Annotated in this window: 17 protein-coding genes and 1 pseudogene; 9 read left to right on the top strand and 9 right to left on the bottom strand. The window is 59.0% G+C overall.

Going from position 1 to position 23,423, the window contains the following annotated elements; translation table 11 throughout:
• Window positions 1-3 precede the first annotated feature (3 nt).
• Complete coding sequence (locus ACM6I0_RS21165) at window positions 4-1,254, bottom strand: lipoprotein-releasing ABC transporter permease subunit (protein WP_414923164.1); 1,251 nt, start codon at window positions 1,252-1,254, stop codon at window positions 4-6.
• Window positions 1,255-1,348: 94 nt separating this feature from the next.
• Between ACM6I0_RS21165 and ACM6I0_RS21160 the strand changes: the two genes are divergently transcribed.
• Together ACM6I0_RS21160 and ACM6I0_RS21155 are read left to right on the top strand one after the other, a co-directional pair.
• On the top strand, window positions 1,349-1,927 hold the full coding sequence (locus tag ACM6I0_RS21160) for a PilZ domain-containing protein (protein WP_285435747.1): 579 nt from the start codon (window positions 1,349-1,351) through the stop codon (window positions 1,925-1,927).
• A 14-nt stretch (window positions 1,928-1,941) separates the two neighbouring features.
• Window positions 1,942-2,664 carry a glycerophosphodiester phosphodiesterase gene (locus tag ACM6I0_RS21155; RefSeq protein ID WP_285435748.1) on the top strand — a complete coding sequence of 241 codons (723 nt, stop codon included), beginning with the start codon at window positions 1,942-1,944 and terminating at the stop codon, window positions 2,662-2,664.
• A 42-nt stretch (window positions 2,665-2,706) separates the two neighbouring features.
• Here the strand turns inward: ACM6I0_RS21155 and sthA are convergent, their stop codons facing one another.
• Together sthA and ACM6I0_RS21145 are read right to left on the bottom strand one after the other, a co-directional pair.
• A complete protein-coding gene (gene sthA / locus ACM6I0_RS21150) occupies window positions 2,707-4,101 on the bottom strand; it encodes a Si-specific NAD(P)(+) transhydrogenase (protein ID WP_007907752.1) in 1,395 nt (464 codons plus the stop codon).
• Between the two features lie 205 nt (window positions 4,102-4,306).
• Window positions 4,307-5,251, bottom strand: coding sequence for an FAD:protein FMN transferase (locus tag ACM6I0_RS21145; protein ID WP_414923163.1), 945 nt, complete (start codon window positions 5,249-5,251; stop codon window positions 4,307-4,309).
• Here ACM6I0_RS21145 and ACM6I0_RS21140 point away from each other — a divergent pair.
• Both ACM6I0_RS21140 and ACM6I0_RS21135 read left to right on the top strand, forming a co-directional pair.
• Window positions 5,250-5,444, top strand: coding sequence for a hypothetical protein (locus ACM6I0_RS21140; RefSeq protein ID WP_414923162.1), 195 nt, complete (start codon window positions 5,250-5,252; stop codon window positions 5,442-5,444). The two genes, ACM6I0_RS21145 and ACM6I0_RS21140, sit on opposite strands and share 2 nt — an antisense overlap.
• Window positions 5,445-5,608: 164 nt before the next feature.
• On the top strand, window positions 5,609-6,907 hold the full coding sequence (locus ACM6I0_RS21135; protein ID WP_414923161.1) for an MFS transporter: 1,299 nt from the start codon (window positions 5,609-5,611) through the stop codon (window positions 6,905-6,907).
• 175 nt (window positions 6,908-7,082) lie between these two features.
• Here the strand turns inward: ACM6I0_RS21135 and ACM6I0_RS21130 are convergent, their stop codons facing one another.
• Entirely contained in the window at window positions 7,083-8,546 is a 1,464-nt protein-coding gene (locus tag ACM6I0_RS21130) for a glyceraldehyde-3-phosphate dehydrogenase (RefSeq protein WP_222585466.1), read from the bottom strand.
• 362 nt (window positions 8,547-8,908) lie between these two features.
• Between ACM6I0_RS21130 and mfd the strand changes: the two genes are divergently transcribed.
• Genes mfd through ACM6I0_RS21115 form a run of 3 tightly spaced genes read left to right on the top strand, consistent with a single transcriptional unit; the run spans window position 8,909 to window position 15,652 of the window.
• Window positions 8,909-12,358 carry a transcription-repair coupling factor gene (gene mfd / locus ACM6I0_RS21125; RefSeq protein ID WP_285435752.1) on the top strand — a complete coding sequence of 1,150 codons (3,450 nt, stop codon included), beginning with the start codon at window positions 8,909-8,911 and terminating at the stop codon, window positions 12,356-12,358.
• 10 nt (window positions 12,359-12,368) lie between these two features.
• On the top strand, window positions 12,369-12,947 hold the full coding sequence (locus tag ACM6I0_RS21120) for a CsiV family protein (protein WP_285435753.1): 579 nt from the start codon (window positions 12,369-12,371) through the stop codon (window positions 12,945-12,947).
• An 11-nt stretch (window positions 12,948-12,958) separates the two neighbouring features.
• Window positions 12,959-15,652 (top strand): DEAD/DEAH box helicase, encoded by a 2,694-nt coding sequence (locus ACM6I0_RS21115; RefSeq protein ID WP_285435754.1) that lies wholly within the window; start codon window positions 12,959-12,961, stop codon window positions 15,650-15,652.
• Between the two features lie 141 nt (window positions 15,653-15,793).
• On the opposite strand, the gene ACM6I0_RS21110 is transcribed toward ACM6I0_RS21115, so the two are convergent.
• The 4 genes and pseudogenes from ACM6I0_RS21110 to ACM6I0_RS21095 all read right to left on the bottom strand — a co-directional run bounded on the left by ACM6I0_RS21110 (window position 15,794) and on the right by ACM6I0_RS21095 (window position 21,768).
• Window positions 15,794-19,087: a DEAD/DEAH box helicase gene (locus ACM6I0_RS21110; RefSeq protein WP_285435755.1), complete on the bottom strand. Its 3,294-nt coding sequence runs from the start codon at window positions 19,085-19,087 to the stop codon at window positions 15,794-15,796.
• 55 nt (window positions 19,088-19,142) lie between these two features.
• Window positions 19,143-19,880 (bottom strand): S-methyl-5'-thioinosine phosphorylase, encoded by a 738-nt coding sequence (locus ACM6I0_RS21105; protein WP_285435756.1) that lies wholly within the window; start codon window positions 19,878-19,880, stop codon window positions 19,143-19,145.
• 12 nt (window positions 19,881-19,892) lie between these two features.
• A pseudogene (gene nagZ / locus ACM6I0_RS21100) lies at window positions 19,893-20,902 on the bottom strand (beta-N-acetylhexosaminidase).
• Between the two features lie 158 nt (window positions 20,903-21,060).
• On the bottom strand, window positions 21,061-21,768 hold the full coding sequence (locus tag ACM6I0_RS21095) for a TetR/AcrR family transcriptional regulator (RefSeq protein ID WP_090182102.1): 708 nt from the start codon (window positions 21,766-21,768) through the stop codon (window positions 21,061-21,063).
• A gap of 229 nt (window positions 21,769-21,997) precedes the next feature.
• Here ACM6I0_RS21095 and lexA point away from each other — a divergent pair, with 229 nt between their 5' ends.
• Both lexA and sulA read left to right on the top strand, forming a co-directional pair.
• Window positions 21,998-22,606 carry a transcriptional repressor LexA gene (gene lexA / locus ACM6I0_RS21090; RefSeq protein ID WP_090182100.1) on the top strand — a complete coding sequence of 203 codons (609 nt, stop codon included), beginning with the start codon at window positions 21,998-22,000 and terminating at the stop codon, window positions 22,604-22,606.
• Window positions 22,607-22,616: 10 nt separating this feature from the next.
• On the top strand, window positions 22,617-23,090 hold the full coding sequence (gene sulA, locus ACM6I0_RS21085; RefSeq protein WP_285435758.1) for an SOS-induced cell division inhibitor SulA: 474 nt from the start codon (window positions 22,617-22,619) through the stop codon (window positions 23,088-23,090).
• A 90-nt stretch (window positions 23,091-23,180) separates the two neighbouring features.
• Here sulA and ACM6I0_RS21080 read toward each other — a convergent pair whose 3' ends face one another.
• On the bottom strand, window positions 23,181-23,414 hold the full coding sequence (locus tag ACM6I0_RS21080) for a hypothetical protein (RefSeq protein WP_285435759.1): 234 nt from the start codon (window positions 23,412-23,414) through the stop codon (window positions 23,181-23,183).
• Window positions 23,415-23,423 lie beyond the last annotated feature (9 nt).

Below are 23,423 nucleotides of genomic sequence, written 5' to 3'. Positions count from 1 at the left end.
GACTCACTCATAACGTAGCGCCTCCGCAGGCTGGGTGCGCGCGGCACGCCAGGCTGGATACAGGGTGGCGAGGAAACTCAGGACCAACGCGGCGGCGCAGACCATCAATACATCCTGGCTCTGCACTTGCGACGGCAGGTAATCGATGAAGTACACGTCGGCGTTGAGGAATTTATGCCCGATCAAGCCTTCAAGGACCGAAATCGCGGCGCTGACGTTCAGCGCGGCGACGATCCCGACCACGGCGCCAATCAGCGTACCGATGACACCGATGACCGTGCCCTGCACCATGAAGATCGCCATGATCTGCCCCGGCGTGGAGCCGAGGGTGCGCAGGATCGCGATGTCGCCCTTCTTGTCGTTGACCACCATCACCAGCGTGGAAATGATGTTGAAGGCCGCGACGGCGACGATCAGCAGCAACAGCAGGCCGATCATGGCTTTCTCCATGCGGATCGCCTGATACAGGTTGCCGTGGGTGCGCGTCCAGTCGCGGGCATAGAAGCGGTCTTCACCGAGCTGCTGGGCGATCGTCCACGCCACGCGCGGCGCCTGGAACAGGTCGTCGAACTTCAGGCGGATGCCCTGGACCTGATCCGGCTTCCAGCGATGCAGCCGGGCCAGATCCTGCAGGTTGGTGACACCCAGGTAACCGTCGATTTCGCCGGCGCCGACATGGAAAATGCCAACCACGGTAAAGCGTTTCATGCGCGGAAACATGCCGGCTGGGGTCACCGTGACTTCGGGCGCGACAAACGTCAGCTTGTCGCCGATGGCCGCACCGAGCTTGGCCGCTGCCTTGTCGCCAATGACGATGCCGAAGCTGCCTGGCGCCAGATCGTCGAGTTTGCCCTGGATCATGAACTTGTCGATGATCGAGACCTGGCGTTCCAGCGCAGGGTCGACGGCATTGAGCAGCACTTTGGACACCTTGCCATTGTTGGTCAGCAGGCCCTGCATCTGGGTGAATGGCGCGACGGCCGTCACCTGCGGGTTCTGCTTGACCTTGGCGGCCAGGCTCTGCCAGTCGCTGATCGGCTCACTGGACTCGATGGTCGCGTGGGGCACCATGCCCAGCACGCGGGTGCGCATCTCATGATCGAAGCCGTTCATGACCGACAGCACGACAATCATCACGACCACGCCGAGGGCCAGTCCGATCATTGAAGTCAGGGAAATGAACGACACAAAATGATTGCGACGCTTTGCACGGGTATAACGCGTGCCAATAAATACGAAGAGAGGTCTGAACATGTCGGGGCTTGTTCGGAGGGAAAAGGAACGTCCTTGTGGCGGGGGTCGGTAACCAGCTTTACACTCAGACCACCGCCGCTACCATGGGTTCGCCATGTCGACATTAGATGAAGAAGATCGCCGCGAATACTACCGTATCGAGGACATGATCGCACTGGAAATTCGGCCCCTGTCCGCTCCCGAAGCCGCAGGCCAGGAAGTGTTGCAGGATGCTTCTCCACTATTCAACTTGCTCAGCGAGCTGCACCTGAGCGAATTCGAGTCGCAGCACCTGCTGCGCCAGATCAGTGAGCGTGACCGCAATCTCGCGGCGTTCCTGAAATCCCAGAACAAACGCATCGACCTACTGAGCCAGGTGATCGCCATCACCGTGCTCGGGCAGATTGGCGAACCACAGCCGGTGATCATTTCCGAAGGCGGCGTGGAGTTCCAGCACCCGACCCCGATCGCCGTGGACGCGCACCTGTCAGTCAAACTGGTGCTGATGCCACAAGCGCTCGGCCTGTTGTTGCGCGCGCGCGTCACCCATTGCGATCGCAAGGGCGAAGGCTACGAGGTCGGCACTGAATTCGAATACCCGACCGATGCCCAGCGCCAGCTGCTGGCCCGTTACATTTTGCAGAAGCAGGCCCAGGAACGACGTCTGGCCCGCGAAAACGAATCAGGCATTTAATTTAAGGAAGAACCGTGACCCTCATCTACGGCCATCGCGGCGCCAAGGGCGAAGCACCGGAAAACACCCTGACCAGTTTTCAGGAATGTCTCAAGCACGGCGTGCGCCGTTGCGAACTGGATTTGCACCTGTCCAAGGACAACGAGCTGATGGTCATCCACGACCCGACGCTCAAACGCACCACAGAGCGGCGCGGCAAGGTCGTCGAGCACACGGCCGCCGAGCTGTTGACCTATGACGCGCGCAAGGGCGGCCCCGGCTGGATCAAGCCCTGCCCGATTCCGTCACTGGAAGAACTGTTCGAGAAATGCGATTTCGAGCACTGGCAACTGGAAGTCAAAAGCGCTTCACGCACCCGCGCCGCGACAACCGTGCTGGCGATTCGCGAGATGGCTCAGCGTTTCGGCCTGCTGGATAAAGTGACCATCACCTCAAGTTCGCGCGAAGTGTTGAAAGCCGCGCTGGACCTGGTGCCGGACGTGTCCCGCGGATTGGTGGCCGAGTACGCCTGGCTCGACCCGTTGAAGGTCGCGCAAAGCTATGGCTGTGAGATTCTGGCGCTGAACTGGACCCTGTGTACGCCGGAACGCCTGCAAAAGGCTCAGCGTCAGGGGCTGCATGTGTCGGTATGGACAGTCAACGAGCCCGCGCTGATGCGCAGACTCGCCGACTTCGGCGTTGACAGCCTGATTACAGACTTTCCCGGTTTGGCCAGCGCCACGCTCGAGAATTGCTGAAATCGGTCTCCCCGGCCGGCTCAGGCCACCGGCCGGAGCCGCTCAAAAAAGCCGGTTGAGGCCATCGTACGCCGCTACCCGATAGGCTTCTGCCATGGTCGGGTAGTTGAACGTCGTGTTGACGAAGTACTTCAGCGTGTTCAGTTCGCCCGGCTGGCTCATGATCGCCTGACCGATGTGAACAATCTCCGACGCCTGATAGCCGAAGCAGTGAACGCCCAGCACTTCCAGGGTCTCGCGGTGGAACAGGATCTTCAGCATGCCCTGAGGCTCGCCGGCAATCTGTGCACGCGCCATGCTCTTGAAGAACGCCTTGCCCACTTCGTACGGCACTTTGGCTTGGGTCAGCTCCTGCTCGTTCTTGCCGATCGAGCTGATCTCCGGAATGGTGTAGATGCCGGTCGGCACGTCATTCACAAAGCGCCAGCTGTTGTTATCAACGATGCTGCCAGCGGCCGAACGGCCCTGGTCGTGCGCGGCACTGGCGAGGCTCGGCCAGCCGATCACGTCACCGGCACCGTAAATGTTCGGCACGCAGGTGCGGTAGGCTTCGTCGACTTCGATCTGGCCACGGCTGTTGACCTTCACGCCGATGTTTTCCAGGCCCAACTGATCGGTGTTGCCGGTACGACCGTTGCACCAGAGCAAGGCGTCGGCCTTGATCTTCTTGCCGGACTTGAGGTGCAGGATCACACCGTTGTCCACACCTTCGACGCGGTCGTAGTCTTCGTTGTGGCGAACCGTGATGTTGTTGTTGCTGAAGTGGTAGCTCAGTGCCTGGGAAATTTCCGAGTCGAGGAAGCTCAGCAACTGACCACGGTTGTCCACCAGCTCAACCAATACACCCAGGCCACTGAAGATCGAGGCGTATTCGCAGCCGATCACGCCAGCGCCGTAAACGATGAGTTTGCGCGGGGTGTGGCCGAGGCTGAGGATGGTGTCACTATCGTAGATACGCGGGTGATGGAAATCGATGTCCGCCGGGCGATACGGGCGCGAACCGGTGGCGATGATGATGTGCTTGGCGACCAGCTTTTCGACCACGCCATTGGCGCAGACCACTTCGATGGTTTGCTCGTCGGCGAAGCTGCCGGTGCCGAAGAACACGTCGACACGGTTACGGGCGTAGTAGCCGGTGCGCGAAGCGACTTGTTTGGAAATGACTTTTTCAGCGCTTTTCAGCACGTCCGGGAACGAGAACCAGCGCGGCTCACCAATGGCCCGGAACATCGGGTTGGTGTTGAACTGCATGATCTGCCGGACCGAGTGACGCAGTGCCTTTGACGGAATGGTGCCCAAGTGGGTGCAGTTACCGCCGACCTGGCGACGGCTATCGACCATCGCCACCTTGCGCCCTGCTTTAGCGGCGTTCATCGCCGCGCCTTCTCCCGCCGGGCCGGAACCCAGCACCACCACGTCGTAGTTGTAGACAGCCATGCGTACTCCTCAGAACAGGCCGCGGCGCCCTCGGCACCTGCGGCTAAATCACGCCATCTGGGCGTGAAGGAACAATTTGGGGCCAATGCAGAACCCGGACACAGTCTATAGAAGCGTCAACGCCGGGCACATTAACCCTTGGTCGCGTCGTAGGCTAGTTTTGCCTGCACTACAACACCAGTCTTCAATGCACGAATCGCCGTGATCATTCGGTTTTTCCGGCACTGAGCCGCTCAAAAGCCTGATTGGCTCGTGTGACAAAACCTGTATCGGCACGAATCACAAAAAATGCGCCGATATCGTGTTTTTCTGCGTAGTCCCAACCCCGTTCGGGGCCGAGAATCAGCAACAGCGTCGATAAGCCATCGGCCATCAACGCGGAAGGATTAATCACCGTCACGGAGGCCAGGTTGTGCAAGACCGGCGCACCGGTTCGGGCATCGAAGGTATGGGAATAGCGTCGGCCATCCTGCTGAAAATAGTTGCGGTAGTCGCCGGAGGTGGACAGACCGTAGCCGTCGACCGCGATGATTTTTTGCGCGACCTGCTGATCGTCACGGGGCTCTTCCAGCGCGATCTTCCAGGGCGAGCCATCGAGCTTCTTACCCGACGCCTTGAGTTCCCCGGTGGCTTCGGCGAGGTAGTCGTGGATGCCCATCGCCTCCAGTTTTGCGGCAATCGTGTCGACGGCGTAACCGGCGGCAATACTATTGAAGTCGACTTCGACGGCGGCGTCCTTGCACAGCTGATCGCGATCGATGCGCAAGTGCTGATACCCGACTCGCTGCCTGACATCGGCCAGCGCCTGGGCGGTGGGGACTTTTTCTTCACGAGCCTGCGGACCGAACCCCCAGAGATTGAGCAGCGGCTCCACCGTCAGGTCGTAGGCGCCTTCGCTTTGCTCCGAGAGTTGCTCACCGAAACGGATTAGCTTGAGGATAGGCGCAGGCATTTTCTGACAGCGATTGGCGGGTAAATCGTTGAAACGCTCGATGTCGGAGTCGCTGCGATAGGTCGACAGTTGTTGATCGACCTCGGCGAGGATCTTTTCGACTTGGGCCTGGACTGCGTTCGGGGCAGGAAGACCGGCGTGACGTACGTACTTGATCGAATAAGTGCTGCCCATGGTCGGGCCACCGAAGCTTTCCATGGAATCGCCGTTGCCGCAGCCTGATAACGCGGCGATCAATATCAAACATCCGGACAGCCGCCATTTCGACAAAACCTGTATCCCCCTGAAGTTTTACCTGGCACACCGCCAAGGCCAGCCATTATGCGACACAAACGCTGAAGCGTTGATCGCAAACGGTAATTCACTCCAGTGCGCAATTCATACCGGCTAATGGCTATATCGTTTAAGCAGCAACCTAACTAGTTGTTGCCTATCCATCTTCATACACATATCGTTACAAAGTTGTTCGCCGAAGGAGCCTGCCTTCATGGCGGCGGCGAGGACGCGTCTAGACCAGGGATTTACAACAAGACAACTAAAAGTGAGTACGTATACATGTCCTCGAATACGGGCAAAGGCAAAGCGATTTTTCGCGTTGTCAGCGGCAACTTTCTCGAAATGTTCGACTTTATGGTCTACGGCTTCTACGCCACGGCCATCGCCAAAACCTTCTTCCCCGCCGACAGCGCCTTCGCTTCCCTGATGTTGTCACTGGCCACCTTTGGTGCCGGCTTCCTGATGCGTCCGTTGGGGGCCATATTCCTAGGCGCCTACATTGACCGTCATGGCCGTCGCAAAGGACTGATCATCACCCTGGCGTTAATGGCTGCCGGTACGGTGCTGATTGCCTGCGTGCCAGGTTATGCCACCCTGGGTGTCGCGGCGCCGCTGATCGTGCTGTTTGGCCGATTGCTGCAAGGCTTCTCGGCTGGCGTGGAATTGGGCGGTGTGTCGGTGTATCTCGCTGAAATCTCCACCCCGGGCCGCAAAGGCTTCTTCGTCAGTTGGCAGTCTGCCAGCCAGCAAGCCGCGGTGGTGTTCGCCGGCCTGCTGGGTGTGGGTCTGAACCACTGGCTCAGCCCGGAACAAATGGGTGACTGGGGCTGGCGCGTGCCGTTCCTGATCGGTTGCATGATCGTGCCGGTGATCTTCGTGATTCGCCGCTCACTGGAAGAAACCCCGGAGTTCCAGGCGCGCAAACATCGCCCTACCCTGCGGGACATCCTCCGTTCGATCAGTCAGAACTTCGGCATCGTTATCGCGGGCATGGCGCTGGTGGTGATGACCACCGTGTCGTTCTACCTGATCACCGCCTATACACCGACCTTCGGCAAAGCCGAGCTGCATTTGTCGGATCTGGATGCGCTGCTGGTAACGGTGTGCATCGGGCTGTCGAACTTCTTCTGGCTGCCGGTGATGGGCGCGCTGTCCGACAAGATTGGCCGTAAACCCCTGCTGTTGGCGGCGACGATTCTGGCGATTCTCACGGCTTACCCTGCCCTGTCGTGGCTAGTGGCGAACCCGAGTTTCAGCCATTTGCTGATCGTCGAGTTGTGGTTGTCGTTCCTGTATGGCTCGTACAACGGCGCCATGGTGGTGGCCCTGACCGAAATCATGCCGGTGGAAGTTCGTACGACCGGTTTCTCGCTGGCCTACAGCCTGGCGACTGCGACCTTTGGTGGTTTTACACCGGCGGCCTGTACTTATCTGATCCATGTGCTGGACAACAAGGCCGCACCGGGGATCTGGCTCAGTGGCGCGGCGGTGCTGGGCTTGATTGCCACGCTGGTGTTGTTCCGCGGTAATCGGCATGAGTTGCGGACTGCGCAGGCGTCAGTGGTCCGCGGCGCTTGACAGACCGCAATCGCTAGCAGGCTAGCTCCCACACTGGATCTGTGGCGTTCACAAGTCCTCTGTGGGAGCTAGCCTGCTAGCGATGAGGCCAGTGTAGGCAACAAAGACCCAACAGACACACAAACAAAAACGCCCCGACCTAGGTCGGGGCGTTTTCATGTGCAGCTAATGAAGCTTAGCGCGGGAAAGCTGGCGGGTTTACACCGGCCATGTCTTCCATCACGCGAACCACCTGGCAGCTATAACCGAATTCGTTGTCGTACCAAACGTACAGAACGACGCGGTTGTCTTGGGTGATGGTCGCTTCAGCGTCCACAACGCCTGCGTGGCGCGAGCCAACGAAGTCGGTGGAAACCACTTCCTGCGAGTTGACGTAGTCGATTTGCTTATGCAGATCGGAGTGCAACGCCATGTAGCGCAGGTACTCGTTCATCTCTTCACGGGTAGCGGCTTTCTCAAGGTTCAGGTTGAGAATGGCCATCGACACGTTTGGCGTCGGAACGCGGATCGCGTTACCGGTCAGCTTGCCAGCCAGCTCAGGCAGGGCCTTGGCAGCAGCAGTGGCAGCACCGGTCTCGGTGATGACCATGTTCAACGCGGCGCTACGACCACGGCGATCGCCTTTGTGGAAGTTGTCGATCAGGTTCTGGTCGTTGGTGTACGAGTGAACGGTTTCGACGTGGCCATTGATGATGCCGAACTTGTCGTTGACAGCCTTCAGCACCGGCACGATGGCGTTGGTGGTGCAGGAAGCGGCCGAAACGATCTTGTCATCAGCGGTGATTTCACCGTGGTTGATGCCGTGAACGATGTTCTTCAGCTTGCCTTTGCCAGGCGCGGTCAGCACGACGCGGTCGATACCCGGGCAGGACAGATGCTGGCCCAGGCCCTCGGCGTCACGCCATACGCCGGTGTTGTCCACCAGCAATGCGTCTTTGATGCCGTACTGGGTGTAATCCACCTCAGTCGGGTTTTTCGCGTAGATCACCTGGATCAGGTTGCCGTTGGCGGTGATGGTGTTGTTGGCTTCATCAATAGTGATGGTGCCATCGAACGGACCATGAACCGAATCACGACGCAGCAGGCTTGCACGCTTGACCAGATCGTTCTCGGCGCCCTTGCGGACAACGATGGCGCGCAGACGCAGGCCGTCGCCACCACCGGTTTTCTCGATCAGGATACGCGCCAGCAGACGGCCAATACGACCGAAGCCGTAGAGAACCACGTCAGTGCCTTTGCGAGCGGCAACGTTCTGTTGGCCAACCACGTCAGCCAGTTCTTCACGGACGAACTGCTCGGCAGTACGGCCATTGCCTTCGGCCTTGAACTTGACGGCAAGCTTGCCCAGGTCGACCGAAGCGGCGCCGAGCTTGAGCTCGCTCATTGCTTTGAGCAGCGGGAATGTTTCGTGGACGGACAGTTCGCTGTCATCGGACTGGCGGTGACGAGCAAAGCGATGAGCTTTGAGAATCGCAATGACTGAACGGTTGATCAGGCTGCGGCCATAGATCGAGCTCACCACGTTGTTATTGCGGTAGAGCTGACCGATAAGCGGAATCATCGCTTCTGCGAGTGCTTCACGGTCGATCCATTCACCAAGACACTGGTCGGGCTTCTGAGTCACGGGAACCTTCCACATGTAGGGGCAGAAAAAAGGGGCTACATTATGCCGCCGAGTGCCTCCCGTAGCAATGCGCGCCTGTCGTGCGATCCGTAACAAATTCCTGTTCAAAAAAATCACGCATCGCTAAAGCCCAGTAAATCCGCGGCTTTCAGCGCAGTCAATTTTTTGGAGATACCGCTGTCTTATCCGTAACCCTCCGTAACACTCGATCGATTTGCCACTACATAATCGTCAATTTCGAGTAAAAACCGGCCGTATTTTGTCTTTACCACTACATTTCGCCAAACCTGCGTAATAGACACACTAGCAACTGACAGGCGGCACCCGGGACCGCTACAATTACCGACTTTGTCGCAACGCTTGGAGCTCAACCTTCCGTGCCCGTTCTGCGTCTACCGCTTCTCCCTGCCGCGGCAGGTAAACAGCACTGGGGCAACTTGCCCGGTGCCGCCCTGAGCCTGGCCATCGCCGAGGCCGCCAGCGCTGCCAAGCGCTTTACCCTGCTCCTGACCGCCGATAGCCAAAGTGCCGAACGGCTGGAACAGGAGCTGAGTTTCTTCGCCCCGGATTTGCCGGTGCTGCATTTCCCGGACTGGGAAACCCTGCCCTACGATTTGTTTTCGCCACACCAGGACATCATTTCCCAGCGTATCGCCGCCCTTTATCGATTGCCGGAACTGAGCCACGGCGTGCTGGTAGTACCGATCACCACGGCCCTGCATCGCCTGGCGCCGACCAAATTCCTGCTCGGCAGCAGCCTCGTTCTGGATGTCGGTCAGAAGCTCGACGTCGAACAAATGCGCACCCGACTGGAAGCCAGCGGCTATCGCTACGTCGATACGGTTTACGAACACGGTGAATTCACCGTGCGTGGTTCGCTGATCGATCTGTTCCCGATGGGCAGCAAACTGCCCTTCCGCATCGATCTGTTCGACGATGAAATCGAGACGCTTCGTACATTCGATCCGGAAAACCAGCGCTCCATCGACAAAGTGGACACCGTTCGCCTGTTGCCCGCGCGGGAGTTCCCGCTGCAGAAAGACGCGGTCACACGCTTCAAGGCACGCTTTCGTGAACGCTTCGATGTCGACTTCCGGCGCTGCCCGATCTTTCAGGACTTGAGCAGCGGGATCACGCCGGCCGGTATCGAGTATTACCTGCCGCTGTTCTTCGATGACACCTCGACCCTGTTCGATTACCTGCCTCAGGACACGCAAGTGTTCTCCTTGCCGGGCATCGAGCAGGCGGCGGAAAACTTCTGGAACGACGTGCGTAATCGCTACGAAGAGCGTCGCGTCGATCCATCCCGTCCTTTATTGCCTCCGGCCGAACTGTTCCTGCCGGTGGAAGATTGCTTTGCCCGCCTGAAAAACTGGCCACGGGTGGTGGCCAGTCAACAGGACGTGGAAACCGGTGTCGGCCGCGAGCGCTTTCCGGCGCGCGAATTGCCGAACCTGGCCATCGAAGCCAAGGCCAACCAGCCGCTGGCGGCGCTGGCCGGCTTCCTCGACGAGTTCCCCGGACGCGTGCTGTTCACCGCCGAGTCCGCGGGTCGTCGCGAAGTGCTGCTGGAATTGCTCGAACGCCTGAAGCTACGACCGAAAACCGTCGACAGCTGGCCGGACTTCGTGGCGAGCAAGGAGCGCCTGGCAATCACCATCGCGCCGCTCGACGAAGGCCTGGTGCTGGACGATCCGGCCCTGGCGCTGGTCGCCGAAAGCCCGCTGTTCGGGCAGCGCGTGATGCAACGCCGCCGCCGCGAAAAACGCGCCGATGCCAACAATGATGCGGTCATCAAGAACCTCACCGAGCTGCGCGAAGGCGCGCCGGTGGTTCATATCGATCACGGCGTCGGTCGTTACCTGGGACTTGCGACCCTCGAAATCGACAATCAGGCCGCCGAATTCCTGACCCTGCAATACGCCGAGGGCGCCAAGCTTTACGTGCCGGTGGCCAACCTGCACCTGATCGCGCGTTACACCGGCAGCGACGATGCTCTGGCCCCGTTGCATCGACTTGGCTCCGAAACCTGGCAGAAAGCCAAGCGCAAAGCCGCCGAACAGGTGCGCGATGTGGCTGCCGAGTTGCTCGACATTTATGCCCGTCGCGCTGCTCGCGAAGGTTATGCCTTCGAAGACCCGAAAGCCGATTACGCGACATTCAGCGCTGGCTTCCCGTTCGAAGAAACGCCAGACCAGCAAACCACCATCGACGCCGTACGCGCCGACATGCTCGCGCCGAAGCCGATGGATCGACTGGTCTGCGGCGACGTTGGTTTCGGCAAGACCGAAGTTGCAATGCGCGCCGCGTTCATCGCCGTGCATGGCGGTCGCCAGGTGGCGATCCTGGTACCGACCACCCTGCTCGCCCAGCAGCATTACAACAGCTTCCGCGACCGCTTCGCCGACTGGCCGGTGACCGTGGAAGTCATGAGCCGCTTCAAGTCGACCAAGGAAGTGAACGCAGCGGTCGCAGACCTTGCCGAAGGCAAGATCGACATCGTCATCGGCACGCACAAGCTGCTGCAGGATGACGTGAAAATCAAAAACCTGGGGCTGGTGATCATCGACGAAGAACACCGGTTTGGTGTCCGTCAAAAAGAACAGCTCAAGGCCCTGCGCAGCGAAGTCGATATCCTGACCCTGACCGCCACGCCGATTCCGCGCACGCTGAACATGGCGGTGTCGGGCATGCGTGACCTGTCGATCATCGCCACGCCGCCGGCACGTCGGCTCTCGGTGCGCACCTTCGTCATGGAGCAGAACAAGAGCACGGTCAAAGAGGCCCTGCTGCGTGAGCTGTTGCGTGGCGGCCAGGTCTATTACCTGCACAACGACGTGAAGACCATCGAGAAATGCGCCGCCGACCTCGCCGAACTGGTGCCGGAAGCACGGATCGGCATCGGCCACGGACAGATGCGCGAGCGTGATCTCGAACAGGTGATGAGCGACTTCTATCACAAGCGCTTCAACGTGCTGATTGCCTCGACCATCATCGAGACCGGCATCGACGTGCCGAGCGCCAACACCATCATCATCGAGCGTGCCGACAAGTTCGGCCTGGCGCAGTTGCACCAGTTGCGCGGTCGGGTCGGTCGCAGCCACCACCAGGCTTACGCGTATCTACTGACGCCGCCGCGCCAACAAATCACCCCGGATGCGGAAAAACGCCTGGAAGCAATCGCCAACACCCAGGACCTCGGCGCGGGCTTCGTCCTTGCTACCAACGACCTGGAAATCCGCGGCGCCGGAGAACTGCTGGGCGACGGTCAAAGCGGTCAGATCCAGGCCGTCGGTTTCACGCTGTACATGGAGATGCTTGAGCGCGCGGTGAAGTCGATCCGCAAGGGCGAGCAACCGAACCTCGATCAGCCGCTCGGCGGTGGCCCGGAAGTCAACCTGCGAGTCCCGGCGTTGATTCCCGAAGCCTATTTGCCGGACGTGCATGCCCGACTGATTCTCTACAAACGCATCGCCTCGGCCACTGACGAGGAAGGCCTCAAGGACCTGCAGGTGGAGATGATCGATCGTTTCGGCCTGTTGCCTGAACCAACCAAGAACCTGATGCGCATCACGGCGTTGAAGTTGCAGGCCGAACTGCTGGGCATCAAGAAAGTCGATGGCGGCCCGCAAGGCGGTCGAATCGAGTTTGCGGCGCAAACACCGGTCGACCCGCTGACGCTGATCAAACTGATTCAAGGCCAGCCCAAACGCTACAAATTCGAAGGCGCCACGATGTTTAAATTCATGGTCCCGATGGAAAGCCCGCAAGAGCGCTTTAATACTGTAGAGGCGCTGCTTGAATGCCTCATCCCGAAAACTGCTTGAAGGACGCCGCATGCGCCTGTTTCGTTTACTGACTTTGCTGACAACGGTGTTGATAACATCGTTCGTCCCGACGGCGTTTGCCGATGACCTGTATCAGATTGAAATGATTCTGATCCGGCAGAACTCCGTTCCCGCCATTGTCAGCAAAGCCGCACCCGAAGACTGGGCTGCCGGCGCCCAACGCATCAACCCCGACAGCTTGCGCACGCCGAGCCTCAATAGCGAAGTGGCAAAACTCACCGCCAGCACGGAATACACGGTGTTGCTGCACAAGGCCTGGCAACAGACCCTGGGCGAAGCAGCCAGTAAAGTTGCGATCAACGACGGCAAGGAACAGTTCGGCCAGTTCCCGATCGAAGGCACCCTGACCCTGAAACTGGGGCGTTTCACCGACGTCGACGCCGACTTCTGGGTCAACCAGATTGACGCCAACGGCCTGGTGACCGCCAGCGAACGCCTGAAGCAGAACAGTCACACCAAGAACGGCCAGCTGAATTTCCTCGACAACGGCCACTTGGCCATGCTGATCAAGATCACCTCGCTGACCGTCCCTGCGCCTCGGCCAGTCCCCGATGAAATTCCGGACTGATTGAAGTCCTTATGGCCCCGACCCTGAGCAAACCCCTGGCACCTTCCTGGGTCAGCCGATTCAAGGAACAAAGCCTGGAGCGCGGCCGCCGCTACGCGCTGGAGAACCGCGTCAGGATTGTCGAGGCCGGCGATGCAACGATCCTCGCTGCGTGCGAAGGCTCTGGCGGTAACGTCTACCGTCAGACCATTCGCCTGCGCGAATCAGCCAAATCCACGCTGCTGATGGTCGATGCGACATGCACATGCCCGGTGCACAGCAACTGCAAGCATTGCGCGGCGGTGTTGCTGAAGGTTCAGGAAACCCTGGCCTACCCCGCCGCCGCGCAAGATGCCGAGCTGCTGGAAAAACTTCAGGCGGTGCTGGAAAACCGTAGCCCCAAGGCGCCGCCACAAGTGCTGGTGGAGAACGTGCAACCGGTGCCGCGCCTGTGGCTGGCAAGCATCGAGTTCAGCGCCTTCGAACCACGCAACGGCAAGATGCAGCGCTACATCCAGCATCGCGCGGCGTTGTCGTTCAGCTATCTGGATGAGTACGTCAGCGGGCAGAAGAATGCCGACATCCTGATCCGTCAGGAAACCCAGACGCTGCGGATAAAGCGCCACCCCGAAGTCGAACAGGCCTACAGGGAACAGCTGCGAATTCTTGGCTTCAAAGTCGCCACCCGACAAAGCAAAGCCTTGCCGGAAAGCGCCGGCGAACTCTATGAGATGGTCAACGACAGCGCCTGGCTGACCTTCACCCTCAATGAGCTACCGAAACTGCGCACCCAGGGCTGGGAGCTGCAGATCGACGAAGATTTCGGTTTCGACCTGACGGCCGTGGACGATTGGTACGCCACCGTTGAACAGGCGCCGGAGCGCGACTGGTTCGATCTGGAGCTGGGGATCATCGTCAACGGCGAGCGACTGAGCCTGCTGCCGATCCTGCTGAACCTGATGCGCTCCCACACCGAAATCCTCAACCCGGAACGCCTCGCCCGCCGTCGTGATGACGAACTGATTTTGGTGAACATCCCCAATCGCCCGAATTCCGAGTACGGCCCCTTGCAGGTCGCCCTGCCCTTCGGCCGATTGAAACCGGTGCTGGCGACCCTCGGCGAGTTTTATCTGCAGGAACCCGGCGAAACCACATTGCGCCTGAGCAAGGCCGATGCCATACGCCTGAACCCACTGGAAGACATGCCTTTGCTGTGGGAAGGCGGCGAGCAGATCCGCACCTTTGCCCAGCGCCTGCGCGACATCAAAGACTACACCGCTGCCGCGCCAGAAGGCTTGAATGCGACCTTGCGTCCGTATCAGCTCGAAGGCCTGAGCTGGATGCAGTCGTTGCGGCAACTGGAAGTCGGCGGAATTCTCGCGGACGACATGGGCCTGGGCAAAACCCTGCAAACCCTGGCGCACATTCTCAGCGAAAAAATCGCCGGACGCCTCGACAGACCGTGCATGGTGGTAATGCCCACCAGCCTGATCCCGAACTGGCTGGATGAAGCGGCGCACTTCACGCCGCAGCTAAACGTACTGGCGCTGTACGGTGCCAGTCGGAAAAAGCATTTCGACACCCTGGCCGATTACGACCTGATCCTGACCACCTATGCATTGCTGCCCAAAGACATCGAACGACTGGCGGCGCAGCCGCTACACGTGCTGGTGCTGGACGAAGCGCAATACATCAAAAACCCCAACAGCAAGGCCGCCCATGCTGCCCGCGAGTTGAACGCGCGCCAGCGCCTGTGCCTGAGTGGTACGCCGCTGGAAAACCACTTGGGCGAACTGTGGTCGCTGTTTCACTTCCTCTTGCCTGGCTGGCTCGGTGACGTCAAAAGCTTCAACCGCGATTACCGAGTGCCCATCGAAAAGCGTGCCAGCGAAATCAGGCTTCAGCATCTGAACGGTCGGATCAAACCGTTCCTGTTGCGCAGGACCAAGGAACAAGTCGCAACGGAATTGCCGCCCAAGACCGAAATCATCCATTGGGTCGAACTCAACGAAGCACAGCGCGATGTATACGAAACCATGCGCCTGGCGATGGACAAGAAAGTCCGCGACGAAATCACCCGCAAAGGCGTGGCGCGCAGTCAGATCATCATTCTTGAGGCGCTGCTGAAGCTGCGTCAGGTGTGCTGCGATTTGCGCTTGGTCAACGATGCTGTATTGCCCACTCGCGGCAGCACGTCGGGCAAGCTCGACAGTTTGATGGAAATGCTTGAGGAATTGTTTGAGGAAGGTCGGCGGATTCTGCTGTTTTCGCAGTTCACCTCGATGCTGGCGCTCATCGAAGTGGAGCTGACTAAGCGCGGCGTTGAATATGCACTGCTGACCGGACAGACCCGAGACCGACGTGCGCCGGTGAAAGACTTCCAGAGTGGTAAGCGTCAGATCTTTCTGATCAGCTTGAAGGCTGGTGGTGTTGGTTTGAACCTGACCGAAGCGGATACGGTGATTCACTACGATCCGTGGTGGAACCCGGCGACGGAAAACCAGGCGACTGACCGGGCGTATCGCATCGGCCAGGAGAAACCGGTGTTCGTCTACAAGATGATTGCCCGCGGAACGGTGGAAGAGAAGATTCAGCACCTGCAAAAGGAAAAATCCGATCTGGCGGCCGGCGTGCTGGACGGACGTCAGACCGGAGACTGGAAGTTGCAGAGCGATGATATCGAAGCGTTGTTTGCGCCATTGCCGGACAAGCTGGAGAAGCGCTGAAACGCCGGTGCCTGATAGATTGCATTCGCGAGCAGGCTCGCTCCCACATTGGATTTGGATTGCCCGCAATACCGGGGACAGCATCAAACCATTGTGGGAGCGAGCCTGCTCGCGAAGAGGCCCTCACTCATAAACTATTGATCAAGATTTGAGACCAGGCAGCGGCGCAAACAACGCCTCGATATCACTCTGCTCAAGCTTCAACCCGCCTGTCGTCCCGCCCTCAAGCACCGCCCCTGCCAACGCAGCCTTCTCCTGCTGCAACGCCTGTATTTTTTCTTCCACGGTGCCACGGGCAATCAGCTTGTAGACGAACACGGGTTTGTTTTGCCCGATTCTGTAGGCACGGTCGGTCGCCTGATTTTCTACCGCAGGGTTCCACCAGGGGTCGAAATGAATCACCGTGTCCGCAGCCGTCAAATTCAGGCCTGTACCCCCGGCCTTCAAGCTAATCAGAAACAGCGGCACTTTACCGCTCTGGAAATCCTTGACCGGCGTCCGCCGATCCGTCGTTTCACCCGTCAGCAATGAATAACCGTAGCCACGCTGCTGCAACTCCTCCTCGATCAACGCCAGCATCGAGGTGAACTGCGAAAACAGCAAAATCTTACGACCTTCGCTGAGCAACTCTTCCAGCATCTCCATCAAGCTGACCAGTTTCCCACTGCCTGATCGAAGAGCCTTTGCCGTGATCGGCATGTTGATCAAGCGCAAATCGCAGCAGACCTGACGCAACTTGAGTAACGCATCGAGGATGATGATTTGACTGCGGCCGACGCCACTGCGCGCGATTTCGTCCCGGACCTTTTTGTCCATCGCCACGCGCACGGTTTCATACACATCCCGCTGCCCATCGCTGAGATCAACCCAGTGGATGATTTCAGTCTTGGGCGGCAATTCCGTGGCGACCTGATCTTTCTTGCGACGCAGCAAAAAGGGTTTTATCCGCGCGTTCAAATGTTGCATCCGCTCACTGTTGCCGTGTTTTTCAATCGGCGTGCGGTAGTCGCGATTGAAGGTTTTGCTGTCGCCAAGCCAACCGGGCAGTAAAAAGTGAAATTGGGACCAGAGCTCGCCGAGGTGGTTTTCCAGCGGTGTGCCACTCAGGCAAAGCCGTTGACGTGCCTGTAGATCACGGGCGGCCTGAGCCGCTTTGCTGATCGGGTTCTTGATGTTCTGCGCCTCATCGAGAATCAGCACACTCCAGACCTGAGGCTGTAAAACCGCTAGATCCCGCGACAACAGTGCGTAGGTGGTCAACACCAGGTCATATTCGGCCAGGCTGGCAAAGTCTTTTTGCCGTGCCGTGCCATGCAGCGCCAACACCTTCAATTGCGGAGTAAAGCGCTGTGACTCGTCTAGCCAGTTGGGGATCAGGCTGGTGGGCATCACGGCAAGTGCCGGACGATCAAGCCGCCCGGCCTGCTTTTCCGTCAGTAGGTGAGCCAGGGTTTGCAGGGTTTTCCCCAGCCCCATGTCGTCGCCGAGAATGCCACCGACTTCCAGCTCCCGAAGGGTTTGCATCCAGTTAAGACCTTCCAGCTGATAGGGCCGCAGTGTCGCTTTCAAGCCCTCGGGCGCAGAGACATGAACATGGTTCGACTCTCGCAGACGCTTCGCAAAACTACGCAGTCGTTCACCGCCCTGCCAAACCAGCGGGACACCTTCCAGTGCACTGAGGCGCGCGGCATCCGGCAAACTCAAACGCAATGAATCACCTTGATGCCCCCCCAGGTACAACTCGCCCAGGGTGGCCATAAGCGGTTTTATCCGACCATAGGGCAGCGCGACTTTGCCATGGGGTTTGGCTCCGAAACGCCCATCACCCAGGCCAATCAGCAACAATTCGTCATCGTTGCGTTGGGCCAGAGTTGCAGGATCCATCAACTGTGGCTGGCTACGCAGCAAATGCAGCAATATCGGCAGCAGGCTGTGGCGCTCGCCGTTGACCACGATGCCCAGTTGCAGGTCAAACCACTGATGCCCCGACTCTTCCTCGACTTGCGCATACCACTCTTCTACGGGCTGCACGTTAAAGTGGAATTTATCGCCGATCTCGATCAGCCAGTTTTTCTCCCTCAGCGCCGGAACCCCCTCCTGCGCAAAGGCAAGCCAGGCTGCGTCATCCGCCAGGGTGAACATTTCGCCGGGACGGTCCAGGCTGCTTTTGCGCGTGGCCTTTTTGAAACCATGCTTTTGCAGGGCCTGACGCAGCGCTTTCTCCGCGAAGGGGTTGCGCTGTATACGCTGGGTTTCAGTCCCGGAAAGGATTAACACTTCCGGATTTCTGTCCGACGTCGGATGGCCGTTGTAAGTGATCGCCAATGCGGCACGATGCTCCGGCTCATACTTCCAGTTTTTGTAGCGCATGCCGCTATTGAGCGTCAGGTGCGCTTCGGGAAAAATGTCATCGATCACCCGCTCCGTCAGCCTTTGCGGTGGAGCAACTTTCGTCGAGGCACTCATCCGATGGCTGAATTGCATGGCCTGACCCGCCGGGATTTCCGGAGCCAAAGTCAGGTGACAAGCCAGTTTGTCATCCAGCTCGCTGAATAGCGGCCCTACTTGCAGCCGCTCGCGATCCAGATAATACAAGGGCTCCAGGGCCAGAATTGTTTCTACTGGGGCCGTTTCACTGCCCCATTGCGGGCGAAAACTGCCATTGGTTTGTTCGGCCCAGGAAAAGTGCCCCGCTCTTCTCATTCCCGGCGTCAGGGGCTGCGGTTGTTCGAGATCAAGGAAAAGTCGCGAGGTTCGCAACAGCATTTCGATAAGTTCGGCGCCACTGCTGCTTTCCAGGGGGTAGCCGGAGTAATAGGCGTGGTGGGAGTGAACGGCGACTAACAGCCTGGCGATTCGAAGATCCAACTCGGTCAGGTAACCGGGCTGGCGTATGAGTGTGTCCGACAGCGAGTACATCGACCTGATGTCTTGAAAACGGCCATCCTTTAGCTGACGCGCCTTGAAAACCTCCAGCGTCCATTTCCCGGCGACGGACGTTGCCTTGAGTTTGTAGAGCAGGCGCGCATTTGTCCCCACCGCCGGCTCAACGGGCGTCTTGTCTGTAGAAGGAATTGCGTCGAGCCAGCGCTCCAATTCGCGATTCAGGTGGACCTGAACGGCGCTTTCAGGCTGTTGACCGTGATGATCTTGCAGGTGATAGATAACTGCAGCGCAGTGCTTGCAATTGAACATGACAGGACAGGAACAAACGCATCGAAGCTCTTCTTGCCCCTGCAGAGATTCAGAGAGCTCAATGACTTGCTCATACACCTGCGATTTGGAGCCGACGCACGATGCGACAATCATCGAATCGTCGATCTGATGGATCGTTACCCGATCCTCATCCGCATAACTGCGGGCCTTCTCGAGAGCGCGATGACTGAACACTTCTGCCCAACGAAGCGTATGAAGTTGCTTGGTTATTGTCGTCATAAATCAACGTCGCTTGAAATCAGTACGGCAGCCGGACATTTCATCAGGACGGAATTCAACCCGCCAATACCCGCGCCAATGTCGACTTCACCTTACCCATCCCGTCATGCAACGCCTGCTCGATCTGGGCCATGGTGATCACCGCCGAGGACTTGCCTGCTGCCGGGTTTACCACCAGCGCCAGACAGGCGTAATCGAGTTCTAGTTCACGCGCCAACGCCGCTTCCGGCATGCCGGTCATGCCGACGATGTCGCAGCCGTCACGCTCCAGTTTCGCGATTTCAGCAACGGTTTCCAGGCGAGGACCTTGAGTGCAGGCGTACACGCCTTGATCGCTGTAGCCAACGCCTTCAGCCGCCAGCGCCGCAATCAATTGCTGACGCAGTGATTCGCTGTAGGGGTAGCTGAAGTCGATGTGAGTGACGTGTTCCAGGTTATCGGCGAAATAGGTGTGTTCACGGCCGCTGGTGTAGTCGATCAGTTGGTGCGGCACGCAAAAATGCCCGGTGCCCATCGCCGCGTGAATCCCGCCCACGGCATTGACCGCCAGGATCGCTTCGGCGCCAGCCTGCTTCAGCGCCCAGAGGTTGGCGCGGTAGTTCACCTGATGCGGCGGAAACCGATGCGGGTGACCGTGACGCGCGAGAAACAGCACTTCCTTGCCCGCGTACTCACCGATCTGCACCTCAGCCGAAGGGGCGCCGTAAGGAGTGTCCACCGCCAGCGACTGACGAATGTTCAGGCCTTCGAGCTGAGTCAGGCCGGTGCCACCGATAATCGCGTAAACCGTCATAACGAAAAGTCCTTAATCAATCAGTTGGGCTTCTTTGAGCGCGCCGACAGCGGCGAGCCAGCGCGGGTCTTGACGGTATTCGGTGCCGGCGAATGACTGCCCGCGCATCCGCGCGATACGCGGCGACGGCTTGACCCTCATGCGTTGGGCGGCGCTCAGCGCCAACTCCGCGGCCGCACGGTCATTGCACACCAGGCCCATGTCGCAACCGGCAGTCAGCGCGGCTTCGATTCGACTGGCCGCATCGCCGACCACGTGGGCGCCCGCCATGGAAAGATCATCACTGAAGATAACCCCGTCGAACTGCAACTCGCCACGCAGGATGTCTTGCAACCAGCGTCGGGAGAAACCGGCTGGCTGGGAATCAACCTGTGGATAAATCACATGCGCCGGCATGACGGCAGCCAGTTGCTTGCTCAGTCGAGAAAACGGCACCAGGTCTTTGGCGCGGATCTCGTCGAGACTGCGTTCGTCGGTAGGAATAGCGACGTGGGAGTCTGCCTCGGCCCAGCCGTGACCCGAAAATTCTTACCTGTGGCGGCCATGCCGGCACTGTTCATTCCGCGGATGAAGGCACCGGCCAGAAGCGCAGCGCGCTCCGGGTCACCTTCAAAGGAACGGGTACCGACAACGACGCTGCGCTGGTAGTCCAGGTCGAGCACCGGGGCGAAGCTCAGGTCCAGACCAACGGCCAATACTTCGGTCGCCATGATCCAGCCACACTGCTCGGCCAGGTATTCGGCGTTCGGGTTGTCGGCGATGGCGCGCATGGCCGGCAGCCGGACGAACCCCTGACGCAGACGCTGAACCCGCCCCCCCTCCTGGTCTACCGCCAACAGCAGATCGGGGCGGATGGCGCGAATCGCGGCGCTCAACTCGCGCACCTGGCGTGGGTGCTCTATGTTGCGGGCAAAAATGATCAGGCCGCCCACTTCGGGCTGGCGCAACAATTGGCGATCTTCGGCCGTCAGCCAGGTACCGGCGACGTCCACCATCAACGAGCCTTGCAGGCCAGCAGTCATAGAGATTCCTTGAAAACGATGAGTCCGGCTCGCACATAATCGCCGCCGTGGGCGGTGCCCGGCGGGACGGCGATATCAATCGGGAGCGGGTTCAGAACGAGAGTCGGCATGGGCGGCTAGCTTAGCGGATGTCAGCTGCCCCGCCCACCCGTGTGCGGTTAAACCTTGGCGGCAACCGGGGCTGATTTGCTGCGAGGGCGTAACTGCGCGGTGGCCATCGCCGAATCGGTGACGCCGGTTTCGGCGCGCATGCCAGCGGCCAGGAACGGCACCATCAAGCGCATGACCTGCTCGATGGAGGTGTTGACGCCGAAATCGGTTTCGGCAATCGCTCGCAGCGCCTTGATCCCCGACATGCTGAAAGCCGCGGCACCGAGCATGAAATGTACGCGCCAGAACAACTCGATCGGTGGAATACGCGGCGCGGCTTCGTTAACCAGCATCATGTAGCGGCGAAATACCTTGCCGTACATGTCTTCCAGATAACGTCGCAAGTGGCCCTGGCTCTGACTGAAAGCCAGGCCCAGCAACCGCATGAAAATAGACAGATCGTTGCCACTGCGTGGCTGCACGACGAGCGCCTGCTCGACAAGAATTTCGAGCAACTCTTCAAGCGTCGGCTTGTTTTCAGGCTTGGCCTGACGGCGCTCGAGCTCTTTATCAAGGCTCAGGCAGAACGGGCCGAGAAAACGCGAAAAGACCGCCTGAATCAGCGCCTTTTTCGATCCGAAGTGATAGTTCACCGCCGCCAGATTGACACCGGCCTTGCTGGTGATCAGGCGCAAAGAGGTTTCCGCGAAACCTTTTTCCGCGAACAACTGCTCGGCAGCATCAAGAATGCGTTCAACGGTTTCCGACTGGGCCATGGCTACTCCGCCTGACAAACACTTGTTTGAAACATACGTTTCAGCCTGTGCGTTGTCAAGCCTGCCGGTTCGTTTTGGGAATGGTCGGTCAGCTATTTAACCATACATCGTCAACGCTTTAATCAGCAGCCTGATTGACCGTCCAGCGGCCAACAAAAAAAGGGGCATTGCCAAGACCGATCCACTGTATATAATCCCAGTCACTGTATAAAAAGACAGAGCGATCAATATGCTAAAGCTGACGCCACGCCAAGCAGAGATTCTGGCCTTCATCAAACGCTGCCTCGAAGACAACGGTTACCCGCCGACACGTGCGGAAATCGCTCAGGAACTGGGTTTCAAATCGCCCAATGCGGCTGAAGAGCACCTGAAAGCACTGGCCCGAAAAGGTGCTATCGAGATGACCCCGGGCGCCTCCCGCGGCATTCGCATCCCTGGCTTCGAAGCCAAGGCCGACGAATCCACACTGCCGATCATCGGCCGAGTGGCCGCCGGCGCGCCGATACTGGCCCAGCAGCACATCGAAGAGTCCTGCAACATCAACCCTGCCTTCTTCCATCCGCGTGCCGACTACCTGCTACGCGTTCATGGCATGAGCATGAAAGACGTCGGTATTTTCGACGGCGACTTGCTGGCCGTCCACACCACCCGTGAAGCCCGCAACGGCCAGATCGTCGTGGCACGGATCGGTGATGAAGTGACCGTCAAGCGTTTCAAGCGCGATGGCAGCAAGGTCTGGTTACTTGCCGAAAACCCTGAATTCGCCCCTATCGAAGTGAACCTGAAAGATCAGGAACTGGTGATCGAAGGCTTGAGTGTTGGCGTCATTCGCCGCTAAAGGAGGCTCTATGCAGTTCCCACACACACCACAGCAAGCCCAACTGCCATTGTTCGAGGCATTTATGGCGCAGCCATTGGCACCGATCCTGAAAGACGTGGTCGAGTCGCCTTGGAGCGCAGAACCCGAAGTCTTCAGCGAGCTGTCATTGCGTGGTGCGGCGGGGAACTGCCTGAACCTTCTGGCGCCCATTCTACGGGAGCTGAGTCAGGATCAGGACGCACGCTGGCTGACACTGATTGCTCCGCCCGCCAGCCTGACTCAAGTGTGGCTGCGCGAAGCTGGCCTCAACCGCGAACGTATCCTGCTGCTGCAACCGCGCGGCACTCAGAGTGCCCAGCAGCTGACTTGCGAAGCCTTGCGCCTGGGCCGCAGCCACACGGTTGTCAGCTGGCTCAACCCGCTGAACACAAACTCACGGCAACAACTGATCAGCGCAGCCCGTATCGGGGATGCCCAAAGCCTGAATATTCGATTGGGTTAACGTGTATCAACGCGCCATGCATAGCGCAGGGCTTCTCAACGGACAGAGAAGCCGGACTGGAGCGGTATCAGCAGAAAGCGACGAACGGGATCAATGAAGGACCCGCGAACCCTCATCCGTATTGAATTCACCTTCAACCAGGCGCCCTGCCATCTGCACGCCGACGCTCAACATCGCCTTGGCGACTTCCACGTGCTGACCTTGCAGGAACACTTTGGCATCCTCGGAGAAATCCAAAGTAACCAGAGAACCTTCGTCCTCGGCCCTGCGCAGCTCGATTCGGCCGTCTGGCAACTCGACAATTTCTAGAAAGGACGTTGGCATAAAGGTCTG

This window comes from Pseudomonas sp. IT-P294, from assembly GCF_949767865.1.
Taxonomy (GTDB): Bacteria; Pseudomonadota; Gammaproteobacteria; order Pseudomonadales; family Pseudomonadaceae; genus Aquipseudomonas.
The sequence above is the reverse complement of the archived record's forward strand: the minus strand, read 5'-3'. Positions and strand labels throughout refer to the sequence as shown.

Excerpts from the sequence above, each read along its gene's own strand:
- ACM6I0_RS21165 (WP_414923164.1), bottom strand. The coding sequence starts at position 1,254 with ATGTTCAGACCTCTCTTCGTATTTATTGGCACGCGTTATACCCGTGCA.
- ACM6I0_RS21160 (WP_285435747.1), top strand. The coding sequence starts at position 1,349 with ATGTCGACATTAGATGAAGAAGATCGCCGCGAATACTACCGTATCGAG.
- sthA (WP_007907752.1), bottom strand. The coding sequence starts at position 4,101 with ATGGCTGTCTACAACTACGACGTGGTGGTGCTGGGTTCCGGCCCGGCG.
- ACM6I0_RS21140 (WP_414923162.1), top strand. The coding sequence starts at position 5,250 with ATGGAATCGCCGTTGCCGCAGCCTGATAACGCGGCGATCAATATCAAA.
- ACM6I0_RS21145 (WP_414923163.1), bottom strand. The coding sequence starts at position 5,251 with ATGGAAAGCTTCGGTGGCCCGACCATGGGCAGCACTTATTCGATCAAG.
- ACM6I0_RS21135 (WP_414923161.1), top strand. The coding sequence starts at position 5,609 with ATGTCCTCGAATACGGGCAAAGGCAAAGCGATTTTTCGCGTTGTCAGC.
- ACM6I0_RS21130 (WP_222585466.1), bottom strand. The coding sequence starts at position 8,546 with ATGTGGAAGGTTCCCGTGACTCAGAAGCCCGACCAGTGTCTTGGTGAA.
- ACM6I0_RS21120 (WP_285435753.1), top strand. The coding sequence starts at position 12,369 with ATGCGCCTGTTTCGTTTACTGACTTTGCTGACAACGGTGTTGATAACA.
- ACM6I0_RS21115 (WP_285435754.1), top strand. The coding sequence starts at position 12,959 with ATGGCCCCGACCCTGAGCAAACCCCTGGCACCTTCCTGGGTCAGCCGA.
- ACM6I0_RS21110 (WP_285435755.1), bottom strand. The coding sequence starts at position 19,087 with ATGACGACAATAACCAAGCAACTTCATACGCTTCGTTGGGCAGAAGTG.
- ACM6I0_RS21105 (WP_285435756.1), bottom strand. The coding sequence starts at position 19,880 with ATGACGGTTTACGCGATTATCGGTGGCACCGGCCTGACTCAGCTCGAA.
- ACM6I0_RS21095 (WP_090182102.1), bottom strand. The coding sequence starts at position 21,768 with ATGGCCCAGTCGGAAACCGTTGAACGCATTCTTGATGCTGCCGAGCAG.
- lexA (WP_090182100.1), top strand. The coding sequence starts at position 21,998 with ATGCTAAAGCTGACGCCACGCCAAGCAGAGATTCTGGCCTTCATCAAA.
- sulA (WP_285435758.1), top strand. The coding sequence starts at position 22,617 with ATGCAGTTCCCACACACACCACAGCAAGCCCAACTGCCATTGTTCGAG.
- ACM6I0_RS21080 (WP_285435759.1), bottom strand. The coding sequence starts at position 23,414 with ATGCCAACGTCCTTTCTAGAAATTGTCGAGTTGCCAGACGGCCGAATC.